Below are 25773 nucleotides of genomic sequence, written 5' to 3'. Positions count from 1 at the left end.
TGTCCTCAAACGGTTTCGTACGGAACCGCAATCTCGCTTTTCGTCGCCAGCCACTGCGGAACGGGAAGGCCCTTGGAGCGCAGGAAATCCGGATTGAACAGCTTCGACTGATAACGATTGCCGTAGTCGCACAGTATCGTCACGATTGTATGCCCCGGACCGAGCTCGCGGGCAAGGCGGATTGCGCCGGCAATGTTGATGCCGGAAGAACCGCCGAGGCAAAGCCCTTCCTTCGTGACGAGATCAAACAGTACCGGCAGCGCTTCCGCATCCGAGACGCGATAGGAGAAATCCGGGGTGAAGCCTTCCAGATTGGCGGTGATGCGACCCTGTCCGATACCTTCGGTGATGGAGGAACCTTCGGATTTCAGCACGCCGTTCTTGTAATATTCGTAGAGCGCGGCGCCTTCAGGGTCGGCAAGGCCGATCTTGATATCAGGGTTGAAATCGCGCAGGCCATCGGCCACACCCGCCAGCGTTCCGCCTGAACCGACCGAGCATATGAAACCATCGACCTTGCCATCCGTCTGGTCCCAGATTTCCGGTGCGGTGGTTTCGATATGGGCCTGACGGTTGGCGATATTGTCGAACTGGTTGGCCCAGATCGCGCCGTTCTCATCGGTCGCGGCAAGCTGTTTTGCCAGCCGGCCGGAAACCTTCACGTAATTGTTCGGGTTGGAATAGGGGGCTGCCGGAACTTCGACCAGCTTTGCGCCGAGAAGCTTCAGCGCGTCCTTCTTTTCCTGGCTCTGCGTCTCGGGAATGACGATGACAGTCTTGTAGCCCAGCGCATTGGCGACCAGCGACAGGCCGATGCCGGTATTGCCTGCCGTGCCTTCCACGATGGTGCCGCCCGGGCGCAATTGCCCGCGCCGTTCGGCGTCGCGGATGATATAGAGCGCGGCGCGATCCTTCACCGACTGGCCGGGATTGAGGAATTCCGCCTTGCCGAGGATTTCGCACCCCGTCGCTTCAGAAGCGGCTTTCAGACGGATGAGCGGCGTATTGCCGATGGCACTGAGCGCAGAGGGATGAATGGTCATGATCGAGCCTTCTTGTCTGAGCGGAAATTAGGTGCCGTTATGTCCCGTTACAACCGCCTTTAGGCAAGAAATTATCTTCCCGGCTTTGGCTTCGCCACGCAAAATTTTGCCGATACCCAATTTTATGCGGTCTTCTTCAGCGCGGCATAGGCGGCAAGCGCTCTTTCCCGCGCCTTTGCATGGTCGACGATCGGTAACGGATAGGTCTTGCCAAGCTCGACGCCTGCCTTCTTCAGCACCTCCTTCGGTGCTTCGAATGGCTTGTGAATATATTTCCGCTCAAGCTTTTCAAGCTCCGGTACAAAACGGCGCACGTAGTCGCCATCACCGTCGAATTTCTCACCCTGCAGGATCGGGTTGAAAATGCGGAAGAATGGCGAGGCATCCGCCCCCGAACCCGCCACCCATTGCCAGTTGGCGGCATTGGAGGCCGGGTCGGCATCGACAAGCGTATCGCGGAACCATTTCTCGCCTTTCCTCCAGTCGATCAACAGATGTTTGATGAGAAAGGAGGCCACGATCATGCGCACCCGGTTGTGCATGGTGCCGTGTTTCCATAATTGCCGCATCCCGGCATCGACGATGGGATAGCCCGTCATGCCGCGCGTCCAGGCTTTGAAGGATTTCTCATCGTCGCGCCAGCCGAAGGCATCGAAACTGTCGTTCCAGTTTTTCTCGTCCAGTTCGGGGAAATGAAACAGCAGGTGATAGCAGAATTCCCGCCAGGCGATTTCCTTGCGGAAACGGCTGATATCGTTTGAGGCGATGTGGCGGGAAAGCCCCTTCGTCGCGTACCAGACGGTGGCGGGTGAAATTTCACCCAAGGCCAGATGCGGCGAGAGCATGGAAGTCGCATCCCTTGCCGGAAAATCGCGACCCTCTTCATAACCCTTCAGGGCGCCATCGATGAAGTCGTCGAGTTTCTCCTGCGCGCCGTCTTCTCCGGGCGCCCAGACCTCGCTGAAGTGCTTCGCCCAGTCCGGCTTGACCGGCAGCAGCTTCCAGTCATCGAGCTTTTCCGATTTCGGCCATATCTTCGGTGCCTTCAGGCTCTTTGGCGTCTGCGCCGGGGCATGCGGCTCCTCGCCACCCTCCAGTGCACGCCAGAAGGGCGTATAGACCCGGTAAGGCCCGCCGGACTTCGTCTGCAGCCGCGACGGCTCGTGCAGCAGGTGGCCGGAAAAGCTGCGGACCGTCAGGCCGTTGTCGTGCAGTTTCTGCTTCAGCGCCCCGTCGGTGGCCACGCCAGCCGGATCGTAACGCCGGTTCCAGAAAACGGCATCAGCGCCGGTATCGGATATCAGTTGCAGAAGTGTCTTTTCGGCCTCGCCGCTTAGAAACAGAAGACGGCTGCCGCTTTTTTCCAGCGCGGCGGAAAACGAGGCAAGCGAATGGTGAAGCCACCACTCCTGAGCACCGCCCAGCGGGCCAGAGGATTTTTCCCTGACATACACGGGAATGATGGGTCCGCCGTGCTCGACAGCGGCAAGCAAAGCAAGATTGTCCGAAAGGCGCAAATCCCTACGGAACCAGACGATGGCGGGGGAGGCTGTTGTCGGCATGAAGGGACCCGGTTCACTTCCGCTTGAACGAGTGTTGAAACGCTTTGTTCCGCAAATCGGCTAGAATGGAAAGATGGGGCACATGGTTTCTCGAGGGTTATTTTTTCGCTCTTGAAACCGCAGGTGAAGGGAACCAACTGGAGGAGCCGGCGTTTGTCGCGGGTTAATAGAGCATGGAAGTGCAATCAATGTTGCTGAATGACGTTAAGTGGGAAAAGCCCGTTACCATCTCCCTTGAAAACGGCGCTCCCCGGATTTTCAACGGCGTTTACGAAGCCTTCGATTTTTTGCAGCACGAATGGCCCGAACGGGGCGACAAGGTGCATGAACAGGCGCTGCGTCTGTGCCGCGCTTCGCTGATGGGCGACGTGGCGGGCGAAATCGCCCGCACGGCCTTCGTAGCGGCCAGCCGGCAGGCGCAATGCCTGATGGAGGACAAGGCGGAAGCGCAGAACAGGATCGCATCCTGAACCGGTTGAGGACTGATGCATTGGGAGGCCACCCGGCAAAATCGGGTGGTCTTGTTTTTTGGAGGTCAGGAATCGGGTTGTTTCGGACGCGGGATATGGCATCGTGTGCGACCGAAAGCGGATGAATGAATGCGATGACCAACCACTACGGCTATATTGTTTTTCCCACGGCGCTTGGCCATTGCGGCCTTGCATGGGCGGGGCGCGGCATCGCCCGCCTGCAATTGCCCGGCGCCGATGCCGGCGAAACCGAAAAGCTTCTCCTGAAACGTCTGCCGTCATCCACAATTGCGGTTCCCGAAACACGCACGCGTGAGGTGATCGCGATGATCACCCGTTATTTCAGCGGTGAACCGATCGATTTTGCCACCGTCGAACTCGATCTTGCCGGGCAGGATCGTTTCTTTCTCGATGTCTACGCGGTTGCCCGGCAGATCGGCTGGGGCCGCACGACGACCTATGGCGGTATCGTGAAGGATCTTGGCCTCGGCATGGAGAAGGCCCGCGACGTTGGCCAGGCCATGGCGAAAAACCCGGTGCCGCTGATCATTCCCTGCCACCGGGTTCTGGCCGCTGGCGGCCGACTGGGCGGCTTTTCCGCACCCGGCGGAACCACCACCAAACTGCGCATGCTTGATCTCGAAAATGCCGGCCGCAGCCGCGCCGATGAGGCGCAGGGCAGCCTGTTTTGAAGCAATGACAGATCAGGTCGCATGAATAGGCGTCTGATTTCTGCCCATTTCTCGTCAAATTGTCGCTAAATTGTCACAATACACGGACGCCCTCTAACATAAGGGCGAGACGTTTGAGAGTATCCGCGTTAATTCTATCCGCTGCCTTGGCTTTTACAGTCGTGGCGCCGGCCTCCGCCGGCATGCTGAACCAGGCAGAAAAATACACCGGGCTGCACGAGTCCAGAAACAACAAGAGCCTGAAGAACATTCTGGGGGCCAATCCCCGCAGCACCCCGTGGTGTGGTCTCTTCCTGCATGCCGTCGCCAGCAAGGCCGGCCGGCAGTCTCCCAAATCCTACGGATTTGCGAAATCCTGGAGTTCCTTCGGTTATGCCGTGCCGGTGGGCGAAGCCAAGCCGGGTGACGTCGTCGTCATTCGCAACGGCCGCGGCTACCACGCCGGTATCCTGAAGAGCATGAGCGGCAAGACCGCCAAAATCCTCGGTGGCAATCAGTCCGGCCGGGTGCAGGTTTCCAACTTCAGCCGCAAGGCCATCGTTTCCGTCCGCCGCTGACGGCCGACAGCAGCATATGTCTTATAAAGGCGGGCCATGACCCGCCTTATCTGTTTCAGGAAGCCTATGGCTGCTCCCTGACGCCCGGTGCAGCCTCTCGCTGGTCGTCGTCCTCCAGATCAGTGGCGACGATAAAAGCGTCCTCATGCTGGCGTGCGGCCTGTCGACGGGCGCGCAGGCTCATGATCTCGTCCGGATAAATCTCGCCCTCCCTGTCCTTGAGTTCGCTGTCGGTTTCAAAACGCGCCACGTCGTCGTCGCGAATGTCGAGCGGTTCGGTTTTCGGCTTTTGCGGGGTGCTCATGGAAGATTCTCCTGCGGGTTCCTGCAGACAAAACGATCCTCACTCGATGTCGGTTCCCTTTTGCAAGGAAAAGCGCGTTCACAGACGGCTGCGCGGAACAAAGTCTGGCTTTTTCTGTTTTTTCAGTGGCACAATAAAACAGCTGCAACACGAAGAGGGAGGCCCGTTATGAGCCAGGATCGCGAAGCCGCAATCCGTGAAAAAGCGCGCGCAATATGGGAGAGGGAGGGAAGGCCGGACGGGCACCACGAACGACACTGGATCGAAGCGGAGCGGGAACTCTCGGCAGGTGCGGAAACCGCAAAGACCAGCGGCAGGAACGGCGTGAAGAAATCCGCTGCCGCCAAGGCTTCGGCCGAAAAAGCGCCCGCGAAGAAGATGCCGGCAAAAAAGCCTACGGCGGCAAAAGCCAAATCCCCGGCGGTCAAATCGCTTGAGAAGGAACAGAAAGCCGCAGGTAACAGAAAAGAAGACGATCTGACCGAGAGCCTTGAGGAGAGCTTCCCGGCAAGTGATCCGCCAGCGCTTACCAACGCCACGAAGGCCACCAAGCGGGCGGTCAGGAAGAGCTGATTGGCTGGAGCCCGCCATCCGGCGGGCGGGAAAATGCCATGAGCCGGATCGGGCGAATGCAGCTGCACTTCGCTCTTCAAAACATGTTTTTGAGAGAAATGGCTCCCCGGGCCGGATTCGAACCGGCGACCTGTCGATTAACAGTCGAATGCTCTACCGCTGAGCTACCAGGGAACGTGCGCTGCTTGGCGCGGTGTGAGCGGGGTAATACAAATGCTTTTCCGATTTGCCAAGCGCTTTTTTCAAAAAAAACGCATTCCTCTTGTTTTATCTCGCCGGAGTCCCGATTTTCCGGGCTTATCGGCACTGAAAAAATTATCCACAGGCCGAATGCAAAAGGGCAGGATGGCATGAAATTCGGTATGGACCACAAGACGGGTCGTCTCAATGTCGGGAAATGGAGTCTTGCCATGCCACGTTCGCGTGTCGGCAGGATCGCCACCGGCTCCGCTCTGGTGGTTGGCGGAACGCTGGGTTTTTTACCCGTCCTCGGTTTCTGGATGATTCCGCTCGGTCTCGTCGTTCTCTCGCATGATCTGCCGGCGGTGCGCCGCAGGCGACGGCGGCTGGCGGTGTGGTGGGCCTCGCGACAGAACCGCCGGGAAACCCGCAGCAGGGACCGCCAGTAGGCCTTATCCGGCAATCGAGCTGCTGATGCCCTGTCCGGCCCAGAAGGCGGCATAGGCGAGCGCTGCGAAATAAATCGCCGTCAGGCCGAGAAACAGGTAGCCGCCAAGCACGGTGACGCCGTCCCTCTGGATCATGCCGGCCGAAAACAGCAGGATGGCAACCCCCGGCAGGGTGTTGGAAAAGGGAATGAAGCCGAGCGGCATCATCAGCAGCACACCCGCCGTCATCAGCGCGAGCCCGTTTATCCTGTTGGCGACGATGCCCGTCGTCAGCGCCGGAATACGCGGACGAATGAAACGGTCGAGCTTGGAGACGATGGCGACACCCTTCCGGAGCGCCGGCACCAGCTTTGCCGTTTCCATCTGCCGGTCGAGAATCTTCGCCGGCAGCCAGGGCAGGCGGTTCAGTGTGATCGCGAGGCTGACAAGGATGATCGCCGCGCCGAAAACGGTGCTGACGCCGGGAATGGAGACCGGAATGAGAAAGGGCAGGGAGGCAATGGCGCAGATGAGCAACAGGCCCTGTTCGCCGATCGCTTCCATCAGTTCGCGCAACGTGATCGTCTGGCCCTGCAGCTTGCCTATCAGCTTTTCCAGCGTGGTGCTGAGCTTTTCAGACGTATCAGTGAATGCGAATTCGTTCGTCATGCCGCTTCCCGGAAGTTGTTTTAACTCCGGGTTTGATACCATTCATCCTGCCTGATGCCTATCACCGATAGAAAAGGAACATCCGGCTTCCGGTGGCGTCATTCGTCTCGCTAGTGGGAAACCCAGCTGCTGTAGGCCCCGGCAAGAAGAACCACCAGCAGGATAACGAGTATGACCGGATTGATCGACGTAATGAAGTTTACATAGTCCATGATAACTTCCTCCTCTTTCCTCCGGGTTCCATTCTACAGCAAAAAGGCGAGTTCATCTACCTCAGGGTGAAATTTCGCATCGCAGCAACCGATGGCCTGTGCCGACTGGAATTGTTCGTCTTTCTCATTTTTCGCGATGCAAAAATAAATCTTCCAACATTTGCCATTCTCTTGCGTTGTGTCTAATCCTGCTGCGGTGTCGGCTCTTCTCGGTCCGCCGCGCGCCATCGCAAATCGCGTGAATAACGGTCGATATGCCTTGGCTTTCCTGCCCGCCTTCGCTCCGAAACACTTTTCCCGGGGACATGAAATGCTGAAAAACATCTATGCCTGGACGATGGCGCTTGCGGCGCGCAAAACCGCCGTGTGGTGGCTGGCGATCGTCGCTTTCGTGGAAAGCTCGGTTTTCGTCGTGCCGGCGGATGTGCTTTTCCTGCCCATGGTGCTGGCCAAGCCGAAAAAGGCGATGTTTTATGCGCTTGTGGCCACGGTCGCCTCGGTTCTCGGCGGCATCGCCGGCTGGTTCCTCGGTCATTATGCCTTTGAAAGCATCGCGCGGCCCATTCTGGAATTTTACGGCAAGCTCGACAGTTTCGAACACCTGAAGAACTCGGTGGACTACGAGACCATCGTTCTCCTGCTGGTGACATCGGGGCTCGCGCACCTGCCGCCGATCAAGGTGGTGACGATCCTCTCCGGTGCGGCCAATATCAGCCTCGGCCTGTTCATTTTCTCAGCCGTCGTCACGCGCGGCGCACGCTTTTTCATCCTTGCCGGATTGCTGCAGAAATACGGTGAACCGGTGCGCCATTTCATCGAAAAACGCCTCGGCGCCATCACGGCGGCGGCGGCCGCAGCGCTCATCGCGGTCTACGCGGTCTATGTTTTTGTGCGCTGATCGAACGCAATTTTTCTACTCTTACAATACTGTCGCATAACTTTCAGCCTGCTGTCAGAATCCGTCTGTATCGGTTCTCCTGTCGAGTAAGGGAACCGTTTTATTATGCGAAGATTTTGGAAGTGCTCCTTTTGGGGCATGGGCGTTGCTGTGCTTGCGGCAGGCGGATATCTTTATGCCATCCAGCTCCTCGGGAATTTTCACGAGGTGGTTGCCGGCCAGCTTTACCGCTCCAACCAGCCGAGCAACGAAGAGCTTGTCCGCTACACCAGGGATCACGGTATCAAGACGGTCATCAATCTGCGCGGGCCGAACGAATCCAAGGCCTGGTATCGCGACGAGGTCGAAACCGCGCGCGAACTCGGGTTGCGGCATATTGATTTCGGCATGTCCGCCAGTCAGGAACTCGACATGAGCAGGGTGAACGAGCTGGTCGCGATCATGCGCGATGCGCCGAAACCCATTCTCATCCATTGCAAGGCCGGCGCCGACCGCACGGGCCTCGCTACCGCCCTTTATCTCAGCCGCGTCGCGCGTCTCGGCGAAAAGGAAGCGGAGAGCCAGCTTTCGGTGCGTTACGGCCACATCGGCATTCCCTATCTCTCCGCGACCTATGCCATGGACCAGACCTGGGAAAATGTGGAGCACATGCCGATTACCGACGACTTCGCCATAGCGTCGAACGAGTTCTGAAGGCGCTAGGGTCAAGCTTCTCCAAAATCGTGGATCGTCTCCCGCAAAGGGATTGCGTTCGTCCTGGTTGCTGATGTGATCGGGGCGGGCGCACCTCCGTTTTTTCCAGTCTAGCGCACGGGCGCGTGATGACGTGACGGTGGATCGGGATCTGGCCCGCAAGGCAGACGATCAGCCAGATATAAGCGCGTCACATATAGCTTGATAAAGCATATGGCTGGCAGGTGCAGTGCGCTCACCCGCGTCCGGCTTCACGCGACTGCAGGCGAACCCAATTGGTGGCAAACGGCCGGTTCAGTCGCTTCCGAGATCCGGTTTCCAGCCGCGTGTATATCCCTTTCCCATGATGGCAACCGCAAGGGAGAGCTGTTCCTGCAAATGTTCGATTTCACCAAGCAGTGTTTCCACGGCCGCCTTCGCATCGCCGTCATGGCACTGGATGATGAAGCCAGCTATGTCGTCAGGCCGTACAGGAGTGATTTTCGCAGCGTCGGACATATTAGTGACCTCTCTTTTGTTCACTAAATGTTCTAATTTTGGCGGAGAGTCAATAAAGCAATGCCACCCGTCCTTCTCTTTGATGAAAGACGGGTGGCACGAACAGGGAGGACAAATCCTGAACCTGTTCATTCGAGCGGTATTCATCGATAGCGGCTTGCCCTTCAGTCTTCGGCTTGAGCAACTCTAGGCGGCGTGGTTTGCGCCGGCGGCGCCGACCGAAGAGGATCAGCGGATGAGACGGACCGGCGAGGGCTGCGTCAAAAAGCCCGTGCCTGAATGTATGAATGAAGTTGCTGAAACAGCAGCTTTGACGTAGCTCTTCCATGAGAAGTCGTACAAATAATAGCCTGGAAATATTCAAAATGACGGATTGGAATTGGGTAGACTTGTTCCCTTTGGTCTTCTTCCCGTTCAAGATTCTCGTGTTGGGCACGGGCATGTTCTTCGCCATCAAATGGCATCATGATCAGGCGAAGAAGGACAACAAAACCGGCGGGTCGTAAGCGTCCACCGAATACTCACCTGACGCCTCGGATTAGTCTGTTGGATATCCGGTAATACGGAAGCAATTCGCCCGGCAGGCGGCGGAATCCGACGCGCTTGCCCTATGGGCTCTGTCGTGCCGGACGATGGTGTGATCAGCCGGATCGGCTTCCGCCTCTCCATATTCTCGGTGCAGCTTCTCATTCTCCGGTTCAGGAGTTCGAATCGTCCCTGATCTTTCCGATAGCGACACGCCGCCATACCAGGCGATGTTCTCGTTTGGGGAGGAGGTAGCGCGTATCAGGAAATGATTTTTTAGGGGAGGGATGAGGGCGCATTATGCGGGCGAAAAGAACCGTTGGCACAACGCCAACTGTAACCGGCTCTTTTGTGTAAACTGCTTGAGGGTGGGGGATGCCTCAAGTCTTTGAATTTAATGGTCGGAGCGGCGGGATTCGAACCCACGACCCCTTGACCCCCAGTCAAGTGCGCTACCGGGCTGCGCTACGCTCCGAACCTGAAAGCCGTTTATATATAAGCCTGTTAGGGTGCAAGCGGAAAATCGCCTTTTCTCAAAAAAACGAACAAAGTGTGTGGACGGCGGGCAGGTGCGGGACTCCGGTTACCGTGTTGCGCCCACATGCTTCCGTCAAACGCATGACACATCCTCTTTCCATCATTGTCGGAACCTGCCGTGATCTTCAGCGTTCAATGGCAGCGGAACTGAAACTCAGGGAGATAAAACATGTCCGAACTCGTCGTTGTCGGTTTTGATGGAACGGAAGAAGCCGACCGGGTGCTTCTGAAGCTTGCGGGCCTGAAAAAGGAATATCTGGTCGATCTGGAAGACGCCGTGGTTGTTGTTCGCGATGAAAACGGCAAGGTGCATCTGAAGCAGAGCGTCAATCTGACGGCAATCGGCGCAAGCTCCGGCTTCCTGTCCGGCGGCCTGTGGGGTGGCCTTGTCGGCCTGCTGTTCCTCAATCCCCTGGCAGGATTTGCGATCGGCGGCGCGATCGGCGCCGGCACCGGTGCATTGGCCGGTTCGCTGACGGACTATGGAATCGATGACGATTTCATCAAATCGCTCGGCGAAACCATTCCGAATGGGTCCTCGGCGCTGTTCGTGCTGATCCGCAAGGTGCAGCCGGAAAAGGTTATGGCGGAACTGGAAGGGCTGCGCGGGCGCGTCATCAAGACATCGCTGTCACCGGAACAGGAAGCGGAGCTGCAGAAGGCGCTCTCGGGCGGAACCGGGCAAGCCGCCGCGCCCGTCGCCTGAGCGGGGCGCCCAAAATGCGCTGCGGCATGATCCATGTCGCAGCGTTTCCCTCAGACTGGCCGGACGTGGCGGCTCACACCGTCAGCGTGCCTGTCTTCGGTTGTGGCCAGGTCAGATAATAATAACGGCTGCCGACGCTGCCGAAAAATGCGTTGTCGCCGGAAATGCTGTCGACATAGGCGCCGCTGGCGGTCTTGGCATAGGCCGATCCGTCGCGCTTGAGGTGGTCCTTCAGAAAATCGCTCCAGCCGGTCGTGGCGATCTCCGTTGCCGGTTTCGAGGTGGTTTTCGAATCGGACTTCACGTCCCAGGCCAAGACCTGCGCCCCTTCCGACGGATCCGATACGGTCAGCGTGCCGGCGGCCAGCGCGTCCAGCATCGCTTTTGCCTGTGAGGCCTTGGCCGGGTCCTTGGAGAGGTCTTCCAGCATCGCCTTCAGATCCTTCATGAAGCCGGCCTGCGTTATGTCGCCGGAAGATGTCTGCTCTGTCGTCTCACTTGCCGTTTCCTCGCTGGAGCTTTGCGCATATTGCGCCAGAAGCTGCGTCAGCCTCGTATTGGTGGAGGAAGAGGACGTATCGACCCCATAGGTGCCGAGAAGAGAGGACCGCGATGAGGACGATGAGGTTGCGGCGGAATTGTCCTCCTGCTCCCTGATGGCCTTGAGGGCCAGTTTGGTGGCGGTGAGGCGTGTGGAGAGGTCGATGGAGGAGACCATTGCGTCAATATTTCCATGATCAGGCCCGATACGCATCATTCGCATCGAACCGGCACGGCGGGAGCGCGGTCCCGCCTTTCGTCCTCTCTCATAAGAGGACCGGGCGCGTCCCGACCGTTGTTCAGGCAGGAACGCACCCGGTCTTAATGGCCGTAGTTTGCGCGACGCTTGCGGCTTAATTTTCCTGAACGGAAACGCCGTTCGGGCCGATGTTCATCTCGATCCCCTTCGGCTTGCTTTCCTCATGCCAGACATAGGCGCCAAGGCCGGCGATGACCACGACGAGCGCGCCGATGATGAGGTAGAGATTATTGGTCTGCGTCATAGGATGTCTCCCCGTTGCACAATCGAAATCGGGAGCTAAACGCATGAAATCGCGAAAGGTTCCGTAAGGGTAAGCATCTAGGCCCTGCTTGTGCGACGACGCAGGCTTTCGCGTTTTTCCAGCGCCATGCAGCCCCACAATATACCGAGCAGCAGGAAGAAATGCCGCCAGTGATCGGTGTCGATAACGGCGCCGATCATTACGTGGCCGACGAAGGTCACCCAGGAAATGATCAGGAACGGTTGCCAGGGCCGCGGGCGCAGCAGATGCCTGAAACCGGCGGCGATGGTCCAGCAGATCAGGACAAGATAGATGACGAAGCCGAACCAGCCATGTGTGGTCAGGCTTTTCAGCCAGATATTATGTTCGGCGGCGGGAAAGATATCGTCAAAGACCAGCGGGCCGATGCCGAGCGGATGTTCCATCGCCAGCAGGAAACCGAGATAGTGACGGGCAAAACGCCCGAGATGCCCGCCATCATAGGATTGCACCGCCGAGGCGCGGCTGGAGAACAGATCGGCCACCTGCTTGAATTGCAGTGCGATGATGACCGCCGCCACCATGAGCGCCACCGCGACGAGAAACAGCACGAGGATCTTCAGGCGAAATGCCGCTGTGCGCTCCTTCAGCAGCATGACGAAAACGAGCAGGACCGCGGCGAACAGAAACAGGCCCCAGGCTGCGCGCGAGAATGACAGGAACACGCCAAGCGACAGGATCAGCAGTCCGAGGATGCGCCAGGGCGCATGCATCGCCTTGCCGGAAAGCAGGCCGTAGATCAGGTAAAGCGACGGTGTCACCAGAAAGGGACCAAAGACGTTCGGGTCCTGAAATGCTCCCTTGGCGCGGTCGTAGAGGGTAAATACCTCGAAGCCCGGAAGGGCATGGAAATAGCCGATGATGCCGAGCAGGGAGGTGATCAGTGCCGCCGCCAGCCAGGCCCGGAAAATCAGCAGCAGCCGCTGGAACTTGTCTTCGATGATCGCGGCATAAAAAACCGAGGTGAGTGCCAGAAAGGTCGATACCGCAAGATAAAGCGGTCCCTCATCCAGATCGGCCATGGTGGTCAGCGACAGATAGCCGCCGATATTGAAGGCGAGCAGCAGGCACAGAAGCAGCACGACGGTGCGTGAAAGGCGCAGGCCAAGCAGAAACCAGAGCGCGACCTGTCCCACCATCATCAGCTCGTAAGGCGCCGGTTCGGAAATGACGAAGCCGGAGAGAAACACGCCGAAGGCGATGAAGAACGAGCCGATGAGCCGCATGGTGGCCAACGGCGCATCGAAACCCGGAGCGTGCTGGTAACCGGTGTGGGTCAATAGGCGTTTTCCGATTTGAGCAGCCGGATCGGCGTCAGGAACAGGATCTTGAGATCGAGAAACAGCGACCAGTTCTCGATGTAATAAAGATCGTATTCGGTGCGGAACTTGATCTTGTCGCCGTGGTCGATCTCGCCGCGCCAGCCATTGATCTGCGCCCATCCGGTCACGCCGGGCTTGACCTTGTGGCGCGCGAAATAATGCTCCACCACCTCGGTATATTTCAGATCGCCGGTCTGGGCGTGGACGGCGTGCGGCCGCGGCCCGACGAGAGACAGATCACCGTAGAGAACGTTGAAAAGCTGCGGCAGCTCATCCATCGAGGATTTGCGCAGGAAACGCCCGACCGGCGTGACGCGCGGGTCGTTCTTGGTGACGGCCTTCTTGGCGGTTGGGTCGCTGAGTTCCGTATACATGGAGCGGAACTTCCAGACATTGATCGTTTCATTGTTGAAGCCGTGACGCTTCTGCTTGAAGAGGACGGGACCTTTCGACGTCGTTTTCACGGCAATGCCAGCACCCACCATCACGGGCCACAGAAGGGCTATGCCGATGAGGCTGAAGGTGATGTCGAATATGCGCTTCGCCACCGAATCCCAGTCGCGGATCGGCTTGTCGAACACGTCGAGCATCGGCACGGTGCCGACATGGGAATAGGCGCGGGGACGGAAACGCAGCTTGTTGGCATGGGCCGCGATGCGGATATCGACCGGCAGCACCCAGAGCTTGCGCAGAAGCTGGAGAATGCGTGCCTCGGCGCTGAGCGGCAGGGCGATGATCAGCATATCGAGTTTCGTCAGACGGGCGAATTCCACCAGTTCCGCAAAGGTGCCAAGCTTCGGATAACCGGCGACAACCTCGGGAGAGCGCTCGCTCTTCCGGTCGTCGAAAATCCCGCAGATACGGATATCATTGTCCGATTGCTGCTCCAGCGAGCGGATGAGGTCTCTGGCAGAATCGCCGCCGCCGACGATGACGGCGCGGCGTTCCATCACGCCGTTGCGGCTCCAGTGGCGAATGGCGAAGCCGAGCAGCAGCCGACCGGTGAAAATGGCAACCGCGCTTATCGCGTACCATATGCCGAATGCCGGCCAGGAATGCAGGGCCTCAGGGAAAAAGAGGAGAAGGAAACAGGCGGCGCCAACGAAGGACAGGCAGACGGCGCCCTGAATGCGGGCGAACATCTTCAGAGGCGTCCGCAGCGTCGGAAGCTGGTAGCAATCGCCTGCCTGCAGCAGGAAAACGCAGAGGGCCGCACCCAGCACGCCGCTGCCGAAAACCGCAAGAAAGATTTCGAGCCCGCGATCGGCGGCAATGCCGTTGATGATGGCGGCAATGACCACGAGCATCGCAAATTCCAGCAGCCGCAGCTGCCCGATCACCATATTCGGCGAATGGTTGCCGGCACGCAGCTGGTTGGCGATCTGTCGTGCAAGCGGATTGAGGACGACGGTTTCGGATGCCGAAAGCTCACGGGCTTCGTGCTCGGAGATTTTCTTGCGCAACGACGCCAGATCGAATTGCGGTCTTTCCTTGTCAGCCTTGGTCATTGCTTTGGTCCGCACCCTCCAGCGCCTCGACCCGAAAATCAGATATGATTTTCGAAGGGAACGATGCGCAACTTCAAAGTGGTAAAGCCTCCCTTGTCCGCCGGAACGGGCGCACGTGCTCCACGAGCAGGAAGCTAGCCGAAACATGCTAAGAAACGTTTATGATGAATTTCTACAGGATTGTGGAATATACAATCAAAAATCGTGTTTTTGAAATGTCTTTAGAGCAACAGCAGGTCACGATAGAGCTTCATCATGTCATCAGCCATGACCGGCGTTGAAAATTTCGCCCTGAAGCTGTCGGGCCGTGGCATGACCCTTGTTGCCCAGCCGGCGTCCTCAATATCCCTGACCATGATTTTCGCGAGAGCATCTGCGTCTCCGGCCGGAACGAGGGCCTCGCTGTCCTCGCCCAGAACCTCGGGAATACCCCCGACATGCGAAGCGATGACCGTCTTGCCCGCTGCGAGCGCTTCGAGCACGATATAGGGCATCGCTTCGGCGCGTGAGGGAACCACCACGGTCGTCGCCAGTTCAAAAGCCTGTCTGGCGGGCATGGCTGCATGCATGGAAATCCGCCGGGACAGCCCGGCCTGGTCGATCATCGCCGCATATTTGTCCCTGTCGGGGCCGTCGCCGACGATGACGCCGGACATGGGCTGACCAATGCTGCGCTCCATCCTGGCAAAGGCCCTGATGAAAACGTCGGGTCCCTTGAGGTCGCGCAACATGCCGATATAGAGGAAATGCGCGGCGCCTTCACGGGGCGGCACGGTCTCGAATTCGCTTTCCTGCACGCCGTTATAGATCATTGCCGTGCGGGTGCGCGGTTTGCCGACCTTGGTTTCATAAGCCGTCTGTTCGTATTTGCAGACGAAGCAGAGCGCGTCGGTGAAGCGTTCCTGAAACCGCTCGAGCCGCAGGAACAGCTGGCCCTTCACGCTGTTGCGGTCATAGTGCAGGCTGCCGCCATGCGGCGAATAGAGGCGGGCTACGCGATACCTGTTCGCCCGCAGCAATGAGCCGATCAGCCGGGCAAGAGCGCCACCCTTGGCGCTGTGCCCGTGCAGGATGTCCGGCCGCAAACTTTTGATGTGCTTGTAGGATTTCCACAGCGCCATAAGGTCGCCGGGGCTGATGGACCGTCGGATGGGCAGGCGGGTGAGGCCAAGCTCCAGCATCGGGGTGATCTGCGCGAAAAGCCGCTCCTCATGCGCGCCGCCGGTCGAGCTGTCGCAAACGATGCCGACCTTGTGGCCCTGTTTGACATGTTCTTCGATCAGGTCGCGGACATGGCGGAAGACGCCGCCGACGGGGGAGCGGAAACAGTGAATGATGCGCAGGGGAGGGCCGTCATCCGACACGTGTGCCACTCCGGCGTTCAGAAGAAGCGTTCACGCACATAGACCGTATCGCCCGCCAGAATGGGTGCGGTGATTCCGATCCGGCCGGTCATCACCTCGGCGTTGATCTTGCGGGTAATGTCGACATCGGCTTGGTTGGCGCGCGGCGTGAAGCCGCCGGCAATGGCGATGGCGTTTTGCACCGTCATGCCCGGCACATAGGAATACTGGCCGGGACGACCCACTTCACCCATGATGAAGACGGGGCGATAACGGTCGATCTCGATTGTCACATCGGGATCGCGCAGATAACCCTGGCGCAGCTTGGCGGCGATGGCGGCTTCGAGCTGCGGCAGCGTCTTGCCGCGGGCGGGAACCTGACCGACGAGCGGGAAGGCGACGTAACCGGCCTGATCGACCGTATAGGTGTTGGTCAGTCCGGCCTGCTCGAAGACGTTGATGCGCAGCCGGTCGCCGCTGTCGACGTGATAGGGCTGCAAGGCGGCCTCATTGAACGACCTTGGCGCGGGTTGATATGCCGCGCAACCGGAAAGGGCCGTCAGGACGGCAAGTGTCAGTGCGGTGACATGTCGTGATCCGGCGAGCGGCATCTGATCTGGCTCCGAGTCGATCTATGAGCTTTCTTATCGTTCTGTTAGGGTTAATGCACGGTAAACGGTCGATCCCGAGAGTCACAATATCTGCTTTATTTCGTCGGATTCGCAGCAATTAACTGTTGTGTTACCGGAAAGACTTAAACTTCGCCAAAATTGGCCATCTATATTTGAATTTGAGCGCCCGAGGTTTGTCTCGGTTACGGAGCCCGCATGAACGGCGATCGCATTGACGACAGGGATGTGGATATCGATCTTGCGGAGCTTGTCGCGGCCATATGGCGGCGCAGGGGCCGCATCGCAGCCGTCACGCTTCTGGCCGGAGGCGCCGCCTTCATCGCCGCCAGCATGATGTCGCCTGCCTACAAGGGCGAGGCGCGGGTCCTCATCGAATCCCGCGCGGCTTCCTTCGGCGCTTCCCAGCAGTCCAACGCGCCGGCTGAGCCCGTGCTCGACGAACTGACGGTTTCGAGCCAGGTGCAGATCCTGCAGTCGGTGGACCTCATCAAGCAGGTCGCCAAAGACATGAAGCTTTACGAGCTGGATGAGTTCGATCCGGAGGCGCATCCGTCGCTCGTCTCGCGGCTGCTGGTTGCGCTCGGGGCCAAGAAGGACCCGCTTCAGGTGTTGCCTGAAGAACGGGTGCTGAAGGCGTTCCGGGAAAAATTGCAGGTCTATCAGGTCGAAAGCTCGCGCGTCATCACGGTCGAATTCTCTTCCGAGGACCCGAAGCTCGCGGCCGCCATCCCCAATGAGATGATGAAGGCCTATATCGCGCTGCAAAGCGGCGCGAAACTGGACACCAGCACGGAAGCGGCCCGCTGGCTTGAGCCGGAAATCGCCAATCTGCGCGAAAAGGTGCGCGAGGCGGACAAGAAGGTCGCGGATTATCGTGCTTCGTCCGATCTTCTGTCCGCGGGGCAGGGCGAAACGCTTGCCACACGGCAACTCGGCGATATCTCCACCGAACTCGGCCGTATCCGTGGCGAGCGCGCCAATGCGGAAGCGCGGGCGGAAGGCGTGCGTAGCGCGCTGGCAAGCGGCCGTCCTCTGGATACTTTCCCGGATGTCGTCGGCTCTCCGACGATCCAGCGGCTGAAGGAAAACGAGACCACCATTCGCAGCCAGATTTCCGATCTGTCGTCCTCGCTGCTGGAAGGCCATCCGCGCATCCGGGCCTTGCGTAACCAGCTTGACGGCATACAGCGGCAAATCCAGGAAGAAACCCGCAAGGTGCTCGCAAGCCTTGAAAACGAGGCCAATGTTTCGCGTCTGCGGGAGCGCCAGCTGGTCCAGCAGTTGAATGTGCTGAAATCGGAAAGCGTGCGCGCCGGCGAGCAACAGGTCGGCCTGAACGATCTGGAACGGGAAGCCTCTGCGCAGAGGCAGCTTCTGGAAACCTATCTTGCCCGTTACCGCGAGGCGACATCGCGTGCCGGTTCGGCCGACTCCACGCCCGCCGATGCGCGCGTGATTTCGACGGCGGTGGAGCCGCGTGAACCCTATTTCCCCAAGACCGGTGCCATCACCATCGTCGTCACCCTGGCGGCGTTTCTGCTTTCCTGCATCGTTGTCATGCTGGTGGAACTCTTCACCGGCCGGGCCTTGAAGCCGGTGGGCAGGAGTGAGGCTCCGCCGCTCTCCGATCCGCCGCCCCCGCCTGCGCGCGCGCCGGTCGCTGCGGATGAGACCACAAATGCGCCGGAACAGCCGGTTGCCGCGCGCCACGAGAATATACCGCCGCCCTCCGCCGGAGCGATCCCGGCCGCCGCATACCAGCCCGTTTCCGAAGAGGAACGGCAGATGCCGGTCGCGGCCACGGCCGCCATACCAGCCTTGCCCGGAGAAGACGTGGTTGCCGCGAAAGAAGTGGCTGCGAAAGAGGTTGTGACGGAAGAGGGTGCCGACACGTCCGACGATTTCTCGATCGACGCCGTTGCGGGCTTCCTTGCCACGCGTCTTGCCAAACCGGTCGCTGCGGTCATATCGCCGGCCGGCGACAGCGGTTCGACCACGACCGTCATGCTCGCACGTGCCCTGTCTGAGATGGGCCGTTCGGTCGTTCTCGTCGACATGACGGCCTCGGCCTGTCCCACGCGTCTGATGGTGCCCGAGGCCGGGCTGCCGGGTGTCATGGACCTTCTGGCGGGTGCTGCCGCCTTTGGCGAAACCATTCACGGTGACCGGCTTTCCGACGCCCATATCGTGCCGCGTGGCAATGCGCAGCCGCGCGAGGCGATGCGCGCCATAGACCGCCTGACAATGATCCTCGGCGCCCTGTCGGATGCTTATGACACGGTTCTGGTCGAGTGCGGTGCGGTGCAGATTTCGAGCCTTGAAAAAATGCTGCGCAACCTGCCGGCCGAAATCATCGTCTCCGTGCCCGGCAAGGATGGCGAAATGCTGGAAAAGACGCTCGATGAGCTGGTGGCGCATGGTTACGAACAGGCATTGCCGATGACCGGCATGCGCAAGCCGGGACATTTGAGCGCCGCCTGACCGGCGCACCCCCCGCTCAGTCCGTGACGTCTGTCCTTGGCCGCCCGGCTCGGAAACGCTGTATCAGCGCATAGAGTGCCGGATTGGACTTGATCAGGCTCTTCGTCCGGGCGATGGCGACATAGGCGGACGCCGCTGCGCGGCCCTTCAGCGTCACCGGCAGGAATATATCGTGCTGCGATGTGGAAAGCGGGCACCAGCTGCGTTTGTAAAGCTGGTCGCCGACACCGAAATCGAAGATCGCGGCTCTTTCGCGACAGGCCCGCTCGATCATCAGCCAGAACAGCAACTCACCGGGACTGAGTTCCGAAACCGCCTCATCGATCGATCCGAACTGGCAGATGATGTGATCCTGCTTGCGCGAAAGACCGGATATGGCCGCAATGACCCCCTCGTTTTCACCATGCAGGCGAATGGCGTGCAGTTCTAGAAGACTGTCCGTGCCCGTCTCGGGAAAATTGGCGAGATCGTAGAAGAAATCCCTCACCGATTGGTGCCGGAAAACATCCGGAATGCCCTGAGATGCGAAGCGGGCGGCCTTCTGCCGGAAAAAAGCCTGCAGCAATTCGCATTTTTCCTGCGGTGAACGGGCGATCACATGGCTGTAACCGCCCATTTCCTCGGCCCTTCGGCTCTGGATACGGAATTTCTTCCGTCTTCTTTTGGCGTTGACCTGCCGCAGGGTGGTTTCAAAACTCTCCAGCAGCGGCAGTTGAAAGGCCGGGTTCTGGTTTTCGACGGAAGCGAGATACGAGAGCGGGTTGGTCCTGCCGCGCCAGGCGAGCGGTATGTTCTGCAGGGCAAGGATATCCGCGCGGCCATGCAGCAGTTTTCGTGCTTCTCGCGCGATGGCGTCTGCGGTTTTCTGGCTGGCCTGTTCGGCAAAAGCCGGATCGAAGAGGCCGGTATTGATATTGTTGAAACGGCCACCCGGAAAACGCGCCTTGCGGATGCCGCCTTCCTTCACGATTTCGAGAGGCAGCAGGAAGACCGTCTTTCCACCCTGACTGCCGCGAATGACCAGCAGCGGGCTCCCATGAGTCTGCGCCCAGATGGAGCACCAGCCGAAACCCTGATGCAGTGAATTGAGCGGGTCGCTTTCCATCTGCTCCCAGTCGGAACGGATGGCGGAAATATCGTCGACGAGATCGATCGCCAAACGGTCAGCGCCCCGCCGTTCGTCCTGAACGGTGGCCGGTGCCTTGCTCTGGCTTGTTATGACCGGCCCCGCAGCCGCCATTCACTCTCTCCGGTTGTTTCAGGCGCACTATAGCGTTGAGCGGCAAACAATCGGTTTATAAAATTTCGACCTGCGGATGTCCCGCGGCAGGGACGCTCATCCCTGTTTTTTGGGGCCAGCCATCCATTTGATGATGAGCATGGCCGGCAGGATCCACAAAAGCCCGCTCAGCACGAAATAGGCGAGATGCACCCACCAGGGCGATTGCGCCAGTGTCGCCGAGGCGATGGCCGTCGCCGCCACCGCGTAGATGACGACGAGGCAGATGATGACGATGGTGCCGATAAGCGATCTGAGGCGAGGGGGCATGAAATCTTCCATCATTAAATGTCTGCGCGGACTATACCGCCGCGACCGCATGCCGCAAACCCTGAGGCCTTGTTTTGTGGTGCCGGTTGAGGCTAATCAACATGACTGTATGAGGGAGACGTGAAAGATGCGTTCGAGCGGCATGACGATGGCAAACGGTTCTGCGGACATGGTGGTGGAGGCTGCCCTGCAGAAACAGGAGAAGAACCGCCGCCTGCTGCGCATCTGGCTGCGCGTCGTTCTCTTCACGCTCTTCTGTCTGGTCCTCGTCGGCGGCGCCACGCGGCTTACCGAATCCGGCCTTTCGATCACTGAATGGAAGCCGATCCACGGTGCCATTCCGCCGCTTTCCGTCGCCGAATGGGAGGAGGAATTCCAGCTCTACAAGCGCATTCCCCAATATCAGGAAATCAACAAGGGCATGTCGCTCGACGAGTTCAAGACGATATTCTGGTGGGAATGGGCGCATCGCCTGCTTGCCCGCGCCATCGGCGTCATCTTCGCCCTGCCGCTCGCGTTCTTCTGGCTCACCGGCCGCGTCGAAAAGCGCCTGCGCCTGCCGCTGGTGGGCCTTCTGGGGCTCGGCGGCTTCCAGGGCTTCATCGGCTGGTGGATGGTCTCTTCCGGTCTCGTCAACCGCACGGATGTCTCGCAATATCGCCTTGCCACGCATCTGACCATCGCCTGCCTCATCTTCGCGGGCTGCATGTGGATATTGCGCGGCCTGTCGCATCATTCCCCCGAGGCCGCCGACGAAAAGACGGGCAGGGGTTTTGCCGCACTGCTGACGGTGCTCTGTCTCTTCCAGATCTATCTCGGCGCATTGGTGGCGGGGCTGAATGCCGGTCTTTCCTATAATACCTGGCCGCTGATGGATGGCTCGCTGGTGCCGGGTGATCTCTTCCTGCAGCAGCCCTGGTGGATCAATCTTTTCGAAAACCCCAAGACGGTGCAATTCGTCCACCGCCTCGGTGCCTATACGCTGTTTGCCGCCACGCTGTGGCATATGGTGTCTATGGCCCGCGCCTTGCCCAATACACCCCATGCCCGCCGCGCGGTGCTGTTCTTCGTGCTCGTCTCCATTCAGGCGGCGCTCGGCATTACCACGCTGCTCATGCATGTGGATATTCATGTCGCGCTCGCCCATCAGGGCATGGCGCTGATCGTGCTTGGTTTCGCCGTCGCCCATTGGCGCGGATTCATCGGCGAATATCCGGCGCCCGTTGCGGTCGAAGTCAGGGACTGAGGCGGCTTAGAACTGCGCAAGCACCGTTTTGATGGTCGCCGCGACAGCGAGTTCGTTGTCGCGTTCCTCCGCATTGCCGTCCTCTTCGTGCCACGCGGCAGAAAGGCAGCCATAGGCAAAGGCATATTGCAGCAATAGCCGTTCGTCCTGTTGCAAAGCCTTTGCAAAAATCGCCGCCATGGAGGCGATGCGCGCCTCGCTGCGGGTGAGGTCGAAACGGTCGAGCGGATTGGAGAACATGTTGGCGACATCGAGCGCCGCATCGCCGATCAGGCCGGCCGGATCGATGATGATCCAGCCGCGTTCACCGCGCATGATGTTCTCGTGGTGCAGATCGCCGTGCAGGGGTTTCACATTCCGCTGCTGGCCGATCAGTTCCTGCGCCAGCGTGGCCGCTTCGATATAGGGGCTATCCACGCCGTCAGTACGGTCCCGTTCGGCCTTGCGGAACAAGCTCTCGAAATAGAGCGGCAGCGTCAGCAGGCTTGAAGGCGGCTGCTGCTGCGATGGTTGATGATATTTGAGAAGGACATCTGCGGCGATTTCCGTGGTGGCGTCGTCATTGCCGTCGCGGAACAGCACGTCGCGCAGGGTCTCCGTGCCGGCATGTTCCATCAGCAGAATATCGTCGGAACGCTCGAGCAGTTCCACGCAGCCGATGCCGGCACGCCATTCGATGAAATCGGCGCCGCGCAGGCTGTCTTTCAGCACCTTCTTTTTAAGGACCTTGGCGACGGCCAGAGAACCATCGCCAAGCGTTACCTCGTAGACCACCCCGGCCGGCGTATCGGCAATCTGTCTTGCGACCTCGATATTCCACGAGGCCGGAAAGGAGGGGATGGACCGACTCATGCGGAAAGCCTCATGCCGACAGCATCAGCTCCATGTTCTGCACAGCCGCGCCGGATGCGCCCTTGCCGAGATTGTCGAGCAGCGCGACGAGATTGATATGCTCGCCGCCCGGCGTACCGAAGACGAAGAGCTTCATCGTGTCCTTGCCGGCCAGTTCCTCGGCATCGATACGGTTGAGGCCCTTACTTTCGGCAAGCGCAACGACACTGACGATGTCCTGCCCCGCATAATGGGCAGTCAATGCCGCATGGACCGTCTCGATGCTCGTGCCTTCCTTGAGGTCGGCGGCAAACAGTGGCACCTGCACGATCATGCCCTGCGGGAAACGTCCGACGGAAGGCGCAAACAGCGGCGCGCGGTCAAGCTGGCCGTGAATGGTCATTTCCGGCACGTGCTTGTGCGTGAGCGTCAGGCCGTAGAGGAAATTATTGGCGCTGATCGCGTCGTCGCGGCTCTGGTCTTCCATCTGCGCGATCATCTGCTTGCCGCCGCCGGTATAGCCAGAGACCGCATTGACGCTGACTGGATAACCGTCGGGCAGGATGCCGGCGGCACGCAGCGGGCGGATGAGGCCGATCGCGCCCGTCGGATAGCAGCCCGGATTGGCGACGAAACGGGCGGAACGGACCTTGTCACCCTGTTCCCGGTCCATTTCGGCAAAACCGTAAGCCCAGTCCTTGTGGACGCGATAGGCGGTCGAGGTATCGATGATGCGGACATTGTTGTTGCCGGCCACCATGGAGACGGCTTCCCGGGAAGCATCGTCAGGCAGGCAGAGGATGGAAATGTCGGCACTGTTGAGCATATCCTCGCGCATCGCCGCATTACGACGCTCGGCTTCGGGAATGGACAGCAGGTCAATATCGCGGCGACCGGCAAGGCGCGTGCGGATCTGCAGACCCGTGGTGCCGTGTTCGCCATCGATGAAGATCTTCGCTGTCATGTCCTTGTCCTGACTTTTCAAAGGGTTGCGAGTGTACTCGGAATCAGTTTGGCAAGCGCCGTTTTCTCTCCTAGCCGGCCTTGGCCAGCCGTTCGGCGCGCAGGCCAAGCATATACATTGCAACGGTCGCTCCGGCAATGGCGGTAATATCCGCATGATCGTAAGCGGGTGCCACCTCCACTACATCGGAGCCGCGAATATCAAGCTGGCCGAGCCCGCGCAGAACAGACAATATCTTGGCGCTGGTCGGTCCGCCGGCGACAGGCGTGCCGGTTCCGGGTGCAAAGGCCGGGTCAAGACAGTCGATATCGAAAGTCAGGTAGGCCGGCATGCCGCCCGTGTGCTTGACGATCAGTGAGGCGATATCGCCCGCCCGCATTTCCTCAACCTCGTAACCGTGGAGAATGCGGATGCCGAAATCGTCGGGCGCATGGGTGCGGATGCCGATCTGGATCGAGCGGTCCGCATCGATCAGCCCGTCGCGCACGGCACGGGCCACGAAGGAGCCATGGTCTATGCGCTTGCCATCATCGAACCATGTGTCCTGATGCGCATCGAACTGCACCAGCGCCAACGGCCCGTGCCTGGCCACATGCGCCTTCAAAAGCGGCCAGGTAATGAAGTGGTCGCCGCCGAGCGTCAGCAGATAATCCGTCTTGGAGATGATGCTGCGAGCTTCCTTCTCGATCGTGTCAGGCGTCTTCCAGTGGTTGCCGTAGTCAAGCAGGCAGTCGCCATAATCGACGGTCGGCATATGGGCGAAGAGATCGCGCGCGAAGGGATATTGCGGGTCGTTATCGAAAATCGCCGAGGCCCGGCGGATGGCCTGCGGCCCGAAGCGTGCACCCGGCCGGTTGGACGTCGCCGCATCGAAGGGAATGCCCCAGATGGCCGTCGATACGCCCTTGAGGTTCTTGGTATATTTGCGCCGCATGAAGGAAAGGACACCCGCATGGGTCGGATCGGTGGCGGCCGATGTCAGGGTCGTTGCGGTGAAGGCATGGTCGATGGTTTTGGACGGCATTGATCACCCCATTGCGATTTGCGCCGAGGTTGCTGTCTTCCTGTTGAAAAAACAAGGGAGGAAACCATGAAAAAAAAGGCGGAACCGAAGTCCCGCCTTTCGAAGTTCTGAACGAACCGTTCGTAGAAGCGATTAGCGCTTGGAGAACTGGAACGAACGGCGGGCCTTGGCCTTACCGTACTTCTTACGCTCGACGACGCGGCTGTCGCGGGTCAGGAAGCCACCCTTCTTCAGAACGGAGCGCAGGCCCGGTTCGAAGTAGGTGAGGGCCTTGGACAGACCGTGACGAACGGCACCGGCCTGACCGGACAGACCACCACCGGCAACGGTGGCGATGATGTCGAACTGACCCGTGCGGGCAGCGGCGACGATCGGCTGCTGAAGGATCATCTGCAGAACCGGACGTGCGAAATACGTGGTGAAATCGCGGCCGTTGATGATGATCTTGCCAGAACCGGCCTTGACCCATACGCGGGCTACGGCGTTCTTGCGCTTGCCGGTCGCGTAGGAGCGGCCGAGGGTGTCAACCTTGCGGACATGCACGGGAGCCGAAGCTTCCGAAGCCGGGGCGAGGTCTTTCAGAGAGGAAAGATCGGCCATTATCAGGCGCTCCTTACGTTCTTCTTGTTGAGCGCGGCAACGTCGAGAACGACCGGCTGCTGTGCTTCGTGCGGGTGGTTGGAACCAGCGTAAACGCGCAGGTTCTTCATCTGGCGACGGCCGAGCGGGCCGCGCGGGATCATGCGCTCGACGGCCTTTTCAACGACGCGCTCCGGGAAGCGGCCTTCGATGATCTGGCGAGCCGTACGCTCCTTGATGCCACCCGGGTGACCGGTGTGCCAGTAGTACTTCTTGTCGGAATACTTCTTGCCGGTGAGGGCAACCTTTTCCGCGTTGATGACGATGACGTTGTCGCCATCATCGACGTGGGGGGTGTAGGTGGCCTTGTGCTTGCCGCGCAGGCGGGTTGCAACGATGGTGGCGAGGCGACCAACAACGAGGCCTTCGGCGTCGATGATGACCCACTTCTTCTCCACCTCAGCAGGCTTCTGAACGAAAGTAGACATGGATTTCACTTTCTAACGTGGACCCGTCATCCTCCTGTTTGAAAGAGCATACGGGCGTTTCTTGTTGCTTGGTTTGGTTGCCGTTAACGACAACCGCAAATGACCCTATTCCGGCTGGAATCCGATCTGGCGCGCTTATACGGTGCGGCGGCAGATGCGTCAATATGACGTTTTTGG

General features: G+C 59.4%; 29 protein-coding genes and 2 tRNA genes. 10 read left to right on the top strand and 21 right to left on the bottom strand.

Annotated features, from left to right (window positions below; all coding sequences use genetic code 11):
- Positions 1-5: 5 nt before the first annotated feature.
- Positions 6-1043, bottom strand: coding sequence for a cysteine synthase A (locus JZX88_RS20510; protein WP_142855621.1), 1038 nt, complete (start codon positions 1041-1043; stop codon positions 6-8).
- Between the two features lie 122 nt (positions 1044-1165).
- Positions 1166-2605: a deoxyribodipyrimidine photo-lyase gene (locus tag JZX88_RS20505; RefSeq protein WP_206914570.1), complete on the bottom strand. Its 1440-nt coding sequence runs from the start codon at positions 2603-2605 to the stop codon at positions 1166-1168.
- Positions 2606-2793: 188 nt separating this feature from the next.
- Here JZX88_RS20505 and JZX88_RS20500 point away from each other — a divergent pair, with 188 nt between their 5' ends.
- The 3 genes from JZX88_RS20500 to JZX88_RS20490 all read left to right on the top strand — a co-directional run bounded on the left by JZX88_RS20500 (position 2794) and on the right by JZX88_RS20490 (position 4324).
- Complete coding sequence (locus JZX88_RS20500; protein WP_065115406.1) at positions 2794-3075, top strand: DUF982 domain-containing protein; 282 nt, start codon at positions 2794-2796, stop codon at positions 3073-3075.
- Positions 3076-3209: 134 nt separating this feature from the next.
- Positions 3210-3767 carry a methylated-DNA--[protein]-cysteine S-methyltransferase gene (locus tag JZX88_RS20495; protein ID WP_065116184.1) on the top strand — a complete coding sequence of 186 codons (558 nt, stop codon included), beginning with the start codon at positions 3210-3212 and terminating at the stop codon, positions 3765-3767.
- A 113-nt stretch (positions 3768-3880) separates the two neighbouring features.
- Entirely contained in the window at positions 3881-4324 is a 444-nt protein-coding gene (locus JZX88_RS20490) for a TIGR02594 family protein (RefSeq protein ID WP_077767630.1), read from the top strand.
- A 64-nt stretch (positions 4325-4388) separates the two neighbouring features.
- On the opposite strand, the gene JZX88_RS20485 is transcribed toward JZX88_RS20490, so the two are convergent.
- Positions 4389-4628 (bottom strand): hypothetical protein, encoded by a 240-nt coding sequence (locus JZX88_RS20485; protein ID WP_206914569.1) that lies wholly within the window; start codon positions 4626-4628, stop codon positions 4389-4391.
- A 168-nt stretch (positions 4629-4796) separates the two neighbouring features.
- On the opposite strand from JZX88_RS20485, the gene JZX88_RS20480 reads away from it, so the two are divergent.
- Positions 4797-5201: a DUF2934 domain-containing protein gene (locus JZX88_RS20480; RefSeq protein WP_142855624.1), complete on the top strand. Its 405-nt coding sequence runs from the start codon at positions 4797-4799 to the stop codon at positions 5199-5201.
- 99 nt (positions 5202-5300) lie between these two features.
- On the opposite strand, the gene JZX88_RS20475 is transcribed toward JZX88_RS20480, so the two are convergent.
- A tRNA-Asn gene (locus tag JZX88_RS20475) sits at positions 5301-5375 on the bottom strand.
- A 176-nt stretch (positions 5376-5551) separates the two neighbouring features.
- Between JZX88_RS20475 and JZX88_RS20470 the strand changes: the two genes are divergently transcribed.
- Positions 5552-5830 carry a hypothetical protein gene (locus tag JZX88_RS20470; RefSeq protein WP_065115409.1) on the top strand — a complete coding sequence of 93 codons (279 nt, stop codon included), beginning with the start codon at positions 5552-5554 and terminating at the stop codon, positions 5828-5830.
- Between the two features lie 3 nt (positions 5831-5833).
- On the opposite strand, the gene JZX88_RS20465 is transcribed toward JZX88_RS20470, so the two are convergent.
- Positions 5834-6478, bottom strand: a complete 645-nt coding sequence (locus tag JZX88_RS20465) for an exopolysaccharide biosynthesis protein (protein WP_065115410.1) — start codon at positions 6476-6478, stop codon at positions 5834-5836.
- 522 nt (positions 6479-7000) lie between these two features.
- On the opposite strand from JZX88_RS20465, the gene JZX88_RS20460 reads away from it, so the two are divergent.
- Both JZX88_RS20460 and JZX88_RS20455 read left to right on the top strand, forming a co-directional pair.
- A complete protein-coding gene (locus JZX88_RS20460; protein WP_206914568.1) occupies positions 7001-7588 on the top strand; it encodes a YqaA family protein in 588 nt (195 codons plus the stop codon).
- Positions 7589-7726: 138 nt separating this feature from the next.
- Positions 7727-8281, top strand: coding sequence for a dual specificity protein phosphatase family protein (locus JZX88_RS20455; protein WP_065115412.1), 555 nt, complete (start codon positions 7727-7729; stop codon positions 8279-8281).
- Between the two features lie 294 nt (positions 8282-8575).
- Here JZX88_RS20455 and JZX88_RS20450 read toward each other — a convergent pair whose 3' ends face one another.
- The 3 genes from JZX88_RS20450 to JZX88_RS20440 all read right to left on the bottom strand — a co-directional run bounded on the left by JZX88_RS20450 (position 8576) and on the right by JZX88_RS20440 (position 9779).
- Positions 8576-8779: a hypothetical protein gene (locus JZX88_RS20450; protein WP_110759224.1), complete on the bottom strand. Its 204-nt coding sequence runs from the start codon at positions 8777-8779 to the stop codon at positions 8576-8578.
- A 49-nt stretch (positions 8780-8828) separates the two neighbouring features.
- The gene (locus JZX88_RS20445; RefSeq protein WP_206914567.1) at positions 8829-9233 is read right to left on the bottom strand and encodes a hypothetical protein; all 405 of its coding nucleotides are present in this window, start codon (positions 9231-9233) and stop codon (positions 8829-8831) included.
- Positions 9234-9702: 469 nt separating this feature from the next.
- Positions 9703-9779 (bottom strand) — tRNA-Pro (locus JZX88_RS20440).
- 231 nt (positions 9780-10010) lie between these two features.
- Between JZX88_RS20440 and JZX88_RS20435 the strand changes: the two genes are divergently transcribed.
- On the top strand, positions 10011-10547 hold the full coding sequence (locus tag JZX88_RS20435) for a DUF1269 domain-containing protein (RefSeq protein WP_110759218.1): 537 nt from the start codon (positions 10011-10013) through the stop codon (positions 10545-10547).
- A 73-nt stretch (positions 10548-10620) separates the two neighbouring features.
- Here JZX88_RS20435 and JZX88_RS20430 read toward each other — a convergent pair whose 3' ends face one another.
- The 6 genes from JZX88_RS20430 to uppC form a co-directional block, all read right to left on the bottom strand.
- Positions 10621-11265: a hypothetical protein gene (locus JZX88_RS20430; RefSeq protein WP_206914566.1), complete on the bottom strand. Its 645-nt coding sequence runs from the start codon at positions 11263-11265 to the stop codon at positions 10621-10623.
- Between the two features lie 175 nt (positions 11266-11440).
- On the bottom strand, positions 11441-11590 hold the full coding sequence (locus JZX88_RS20425) for a hypothetical protein (protein ID WP_162854461.1): 150 nt from the start codon (positions 11588-11590) through the stop codon (positions 11441-11443).
- Between the two features lie 77 nt (positions 11591-11667).
- Positions 11668-12909 (bottom strand): polysaccharide biosynthesis O-antigen ligase family protein UppF, encoded by a 1242-nt coding sequence (gene uppF, locus JZX88_RS20420; RefSeq protein ID WP_206914565.1) that lies wholly within the window; start codon positions 12907-12909, stop codon positions 11668-11670.
- Positions 12906-14459 carry a polysaccharide biosynthesis glycosyltransferase UppE gene (uppE, locus tag JZX88_RS20415; protein ID WP_065115417.1) on the bottom strand — a complete coding sequence of 518 codons (1554 nt, stop codon included), beginning with the start codon at positions 14457-14459 and terminating at the stop codon, positions 12906-12908. The genes uppF and uppE overlap by 4 nt, the downstream gene beginning before the upstream one ends.
- Before the next feature lie 221 nt (positions 14460-14680).
- Complete coding sequence (gene uppD, locus JZX88_RS20410) at positions 14681-15823, bottom strand: polysaccharide biosynthesis type 4 glycosyltransferase UppD (RefSeq protein ID WP_206914564.1); 1143 nt, start codon at positions 15821-15823, stop codon at positions 14681-14683.
- A gap of 17 nt (positions 15824-15840) precedes the next feature.
- Positions 15841-16413 (bottom strand): polysaccharide export protein UppC, encoded by a 573-nt coding sequence (uppC, locus tag JZX88_RS20405; protein WP_003502309.1) that lies wholly within the window; start codon positions 16411-16413, stop codon positions 15841-15843.
- Positions 16414-16629: 216 nt separating this feature from the next.
- Between uppC and uppB the strand changes: the two genes are divergently transcribed.
- The gene (uppB, locus tag JZX88_RS20400) at positions 16630-18915 is read left to right on the top strand and encodes a polysaccharide biosynthesis protein UppB (RefSeq protein ID WP_206914563.1); all 2286 of its coding nucleotides are present in this window, start codon (positions 16630-16632) and stop codon (positions 18913-18915) included.
- Positions 18916-18931: 16 nt separating this feature from the next.
- Here the strand turns inward: uppB and uppA are convergent, their stop codons facing one another.
- Both uppA and JZX88_RS20390 read right to left on the bottom strand, forming a co-directional pair.
- A complete protein-coding gene (gene uppA / locus JZX88_RS20395) occupies positions 18932-20155 on the bottom strand; it encodes a polysaccharide biosynthesis GNAT family N-acetyltransferase UppA (RefSeq protein WP_206914562.1) in 1224 nt (407 codons plus the stop codon).
- Between the two features lie 96 nt (positions 20156-20251).
- Complete coding sequence (locus JZX88_RS20390; RefSeq protein ID WP_046800379.1) at positions 20252-20464, bottom strand: DUF2842 domain-containing protein; 213 nt, start codon at positions 20462-20464, stop codon at positions 20252-20254.
- 142 nt (positions 20465-20606) lie between these two features.
- Here JZX88_RS20390 and JZX88_RS20385 point away from each other — a divergent pair, with 142 nt between their 5' ends.
- Positions 20607-21710, top strand: a complete 1104-nt coding sequence (locus JZX88_RS20385; protein WP_162883107.1) for a COX15/CtaA family protein — start codon at positions 20607-20609, stop codon at positions 21708-21710.
- 6 nt (positions 21711-21716) lie between these two features.
- On the opposite strand, the gene JZX88_RS20380 is transcribed toward JZX88_RS20385, so the two are convergent.
- From JZX88_RS20380 to rplM, 5 genes are all read right to left on the bottom strand, one after another.
- Positions 21717-22562 (bottom strand): aminoglycoside phosphotransferase family protein, encoded by an 846-nt coding sequence (locus JZX88_RS20380; protein WP_206914561.1) that lies wholly within the window; start codon positions 22560-22562, stop codon positions 21717-21719.
- Positions 22563-22572: 10 nt separating this feature from the next.
- Positions 22573-23505 carry an N-acetyl-gamma-glutamyl-phosphate reductase gene (argC, locus tag JZX88_RS20375; protein ID WP_206914560.1) on the bottom strand — a complete coding sequence of 311 codons (933 nt, stop codon included), beginning with the start codon at positions 23503-23505 and terminating at the stop codon, positions 22573-22575.
- Between the two features lie 70 nt (positions 23506-23575).
- On the bottom strand, positions 23576-24529 hold the full coding sequence (gene speB / locus JZX88_RS20370) for an agmatinase (RefSeq protein ID WP_206914559.1): 954 nt from the start codon (positions 24527-24529) through the stop codon (positions 23576-23578).
- Positions 24530-24661: 132 nt separating this feature from the next.
- Positions 24662-25129: a 30S ribosomal protein S9 gene (gene rpsI, locus JZX88_RS20365; protein ID WP_003521540.1), complete on the bottom strand. Its 468-nt coding sequence runs from the start codon at positions 25127-25129 to the stop codon at positions 24662-24664.
- A 2-nt stretch (positions 25130-25131) separates the two neighbouring features.
- Positions 25132-25596 (bottom strand): 50S ribosomal protein L13, encoded by a 465-nt coding sequence (gene rplM / locus JZX88_RS20360; protein ID WP_004441288.1) that lies wholly within the window; start codon positions 25594-25596, stop codon positions 25132-25134.
- Between the last annotated feature and the right edge of the window lie 177 nt (positions 25597-25773).

It is taken from the genome of Agrobacterium sp. OT33, from assembly GCF_017313365.1.
Taxonomy (GTDB): domain Bacteria; phylum Pseudomonadota; class Alphaproteobacteria; order Rhizobiales; family Rhizobiaceae; genus Agrobacterium; species Agrobacterium rhizogenes_A.
Note: the sequence above shows the minus strand (reverse complement) of the source record. Positions and strands in the feature narration are given on the sequence as shown.

Coding starts and splice junctions, on each gene's coding strand:
- JZX88_RS20450 (WP_110759224.1), bottom strand. CDS start 8,779: ATGTCCGACGCTGCGAAAATCACTCCTGTACGGCCTGACGACATAGCT.
- JZX88_RS20445 (WP_206914567.1), bottom strand. CDS start 9,233: ATGGCGAAGAACATGCCCGTGCCCAACACGAGAATCTTGAACGGGAAG.
- JZX88_RS20385 (WP_162883107.1), top strand. CDS start 20,607: ATGACGATGGCAAACGGTTCTGCGGACATGGTGGTGGAGGCTGCCCTG.
- JZX88_RS20505 (WP_206914570.1), bottom strand. CDS start 2,605: ATGCCGACAACAGCCTCCCCCGCCATCGTCTGGTTCCGTAGGGATTTG.
- JZX88_RS20460 (WP_206914568.1), top strand. CDS start 7,001: ATGCTGAAAAACATCTATGCCTGGACGATGGCGCTTGCGGCGCGCAAA.
- JZX88_RS20380 (WP_206914561.1), bottom strand. CDS start 22,562: ATGAGTCGGTCCATCCCCTCCTTTCCGGCCTCGTGGAATATCGAGGTC.
- JZX88_RS20500 (WP_065115406.1), top strand. CDS start 2,794: ATGTTGCTGAATGACGTTAAGTGGGAAAAGCCCGTTACCATCTCCCTT.
- rplM (WP_004441288.1), bottom strand. CDS start 25,596: ATGTCTACTTTCGTTCAGAAGCCTGCTGAGGTGGAGAAGAAGTGGGTC.
- JZX88_RS20470 (WP_065115409.1), top strand. CDS start 5,552: ATGAAATTCGGTATGGACCACAAGACGGGTCGTCTCAATGTCGGGAAA.
- JZX88_RS20495 (WP_065116184.1), top strand. CDS start 3,210: ATGACCAACCACTACGGCTATATTGTTTTTCCCACGGCGCTTGGCCAT.
- uppC (WP_003502309.1), bottom strand. CDS start 16,413: ATGCCGCTCGCCGGATCACGACATGTCACCGCACTGACACTTGCCGTC.
- uppA (WP_206914562.1), bottom strand. CDS start 20,155: ATGGCGGCTGCGGGGCCGGTCATAACAAGCCAGAGCAAGGCACCGGCC.
- argC (WP_206914560.1), bottom strand. CDS start 23,505: ATGACAGCGAAGATCTTCATCGATGGCGAACACGGCACCACGGGTCTG.
- JZX88_RS20510 (WP_142855621.1), bottom strand. CDS start 1,043: ATGACCATTCATCCCTCTGCGCTCAGTGCCATCGGCAATACGCCGCTC.
- uppB (WP_206914563.1), top strand. CDS start 16,630: ATGAACGGCGATCGCATTGACGACAGGGATGTGGATATCGATCTTGCG.
- JZX88_RS20455 (WP_065115412.1), top strand. CDS start 7,727: ATGGGCGTTGCTGTGCTTGCGGCAGGCGGATATCTTTATGCCATCCAG.
- JZX88_RS20390 (WP_046800379.1), bottom strand. CDS start 20,464: ATGCCCCCTCGCCTCAGATCGCTTATCGGCACCATCGTCATCATCTGC.
- rpsI (WP_003521540.1), bottom strand. CDS start 25,129: ATGGCCGATCTTTCCTCTCTGAAAGACCTCGCCCCGGCTTCGGAAGCT.
- JZX88_RS20430 (WP_206914566.1), bottom strand. CDS start 11,265: ATGGTCTCCTCCATCGACCTCTCCACACGCCTCACCGCCACCAAACTG.
- JZX88_RS20480 (WP_142855624.1), top strand. CDS start 4,797: ATGAGCCAGGATCGCGAAGCCGCAATCCGTGAAAAAGCGCGCGCAATA.
- JZX88_RS20435 (WP_110759218.1), top strand. CDS start 10,011: ATGTCCGAACTCGTCGTTGTCGGTTTTGATGGAACGGAAGAAGCCGAC.
- JZX88_RS20465 (WP_065115410.1), bottom strand. CDS start 6,478: ATGACGAACGAATTCGCATTCACTGATACGTCTGAAAAGCTCAGCACC.
- speB (WP_206914559.1), bottom strand. CDS start 24,529: ATGCCGTCCAAAACCATCGACCATGCCTTCACCGCAACGACCCTGACA.
- uppE (WP_065115417.1), bottom strand. CDS start 14,459: ATGACCAAGGCTGACAAGGAAAGACCGCAATTCGATCTGGCGTCGTTG.
- JZX88_RS20485 (WP_206914569.1), bottom strand. CDS start 4,628: ATGAGCACCCCGCAAAAGCCGAAAACCGAACCGCTCGACATTCGCGAC.
- JZX88_RS20425 (WP_162854461.1), bottom strand. CDS start 11,590: ATGACGCAGACCAATAATCTCTACCTCATCATCGGCGCGCTCGTCGTG.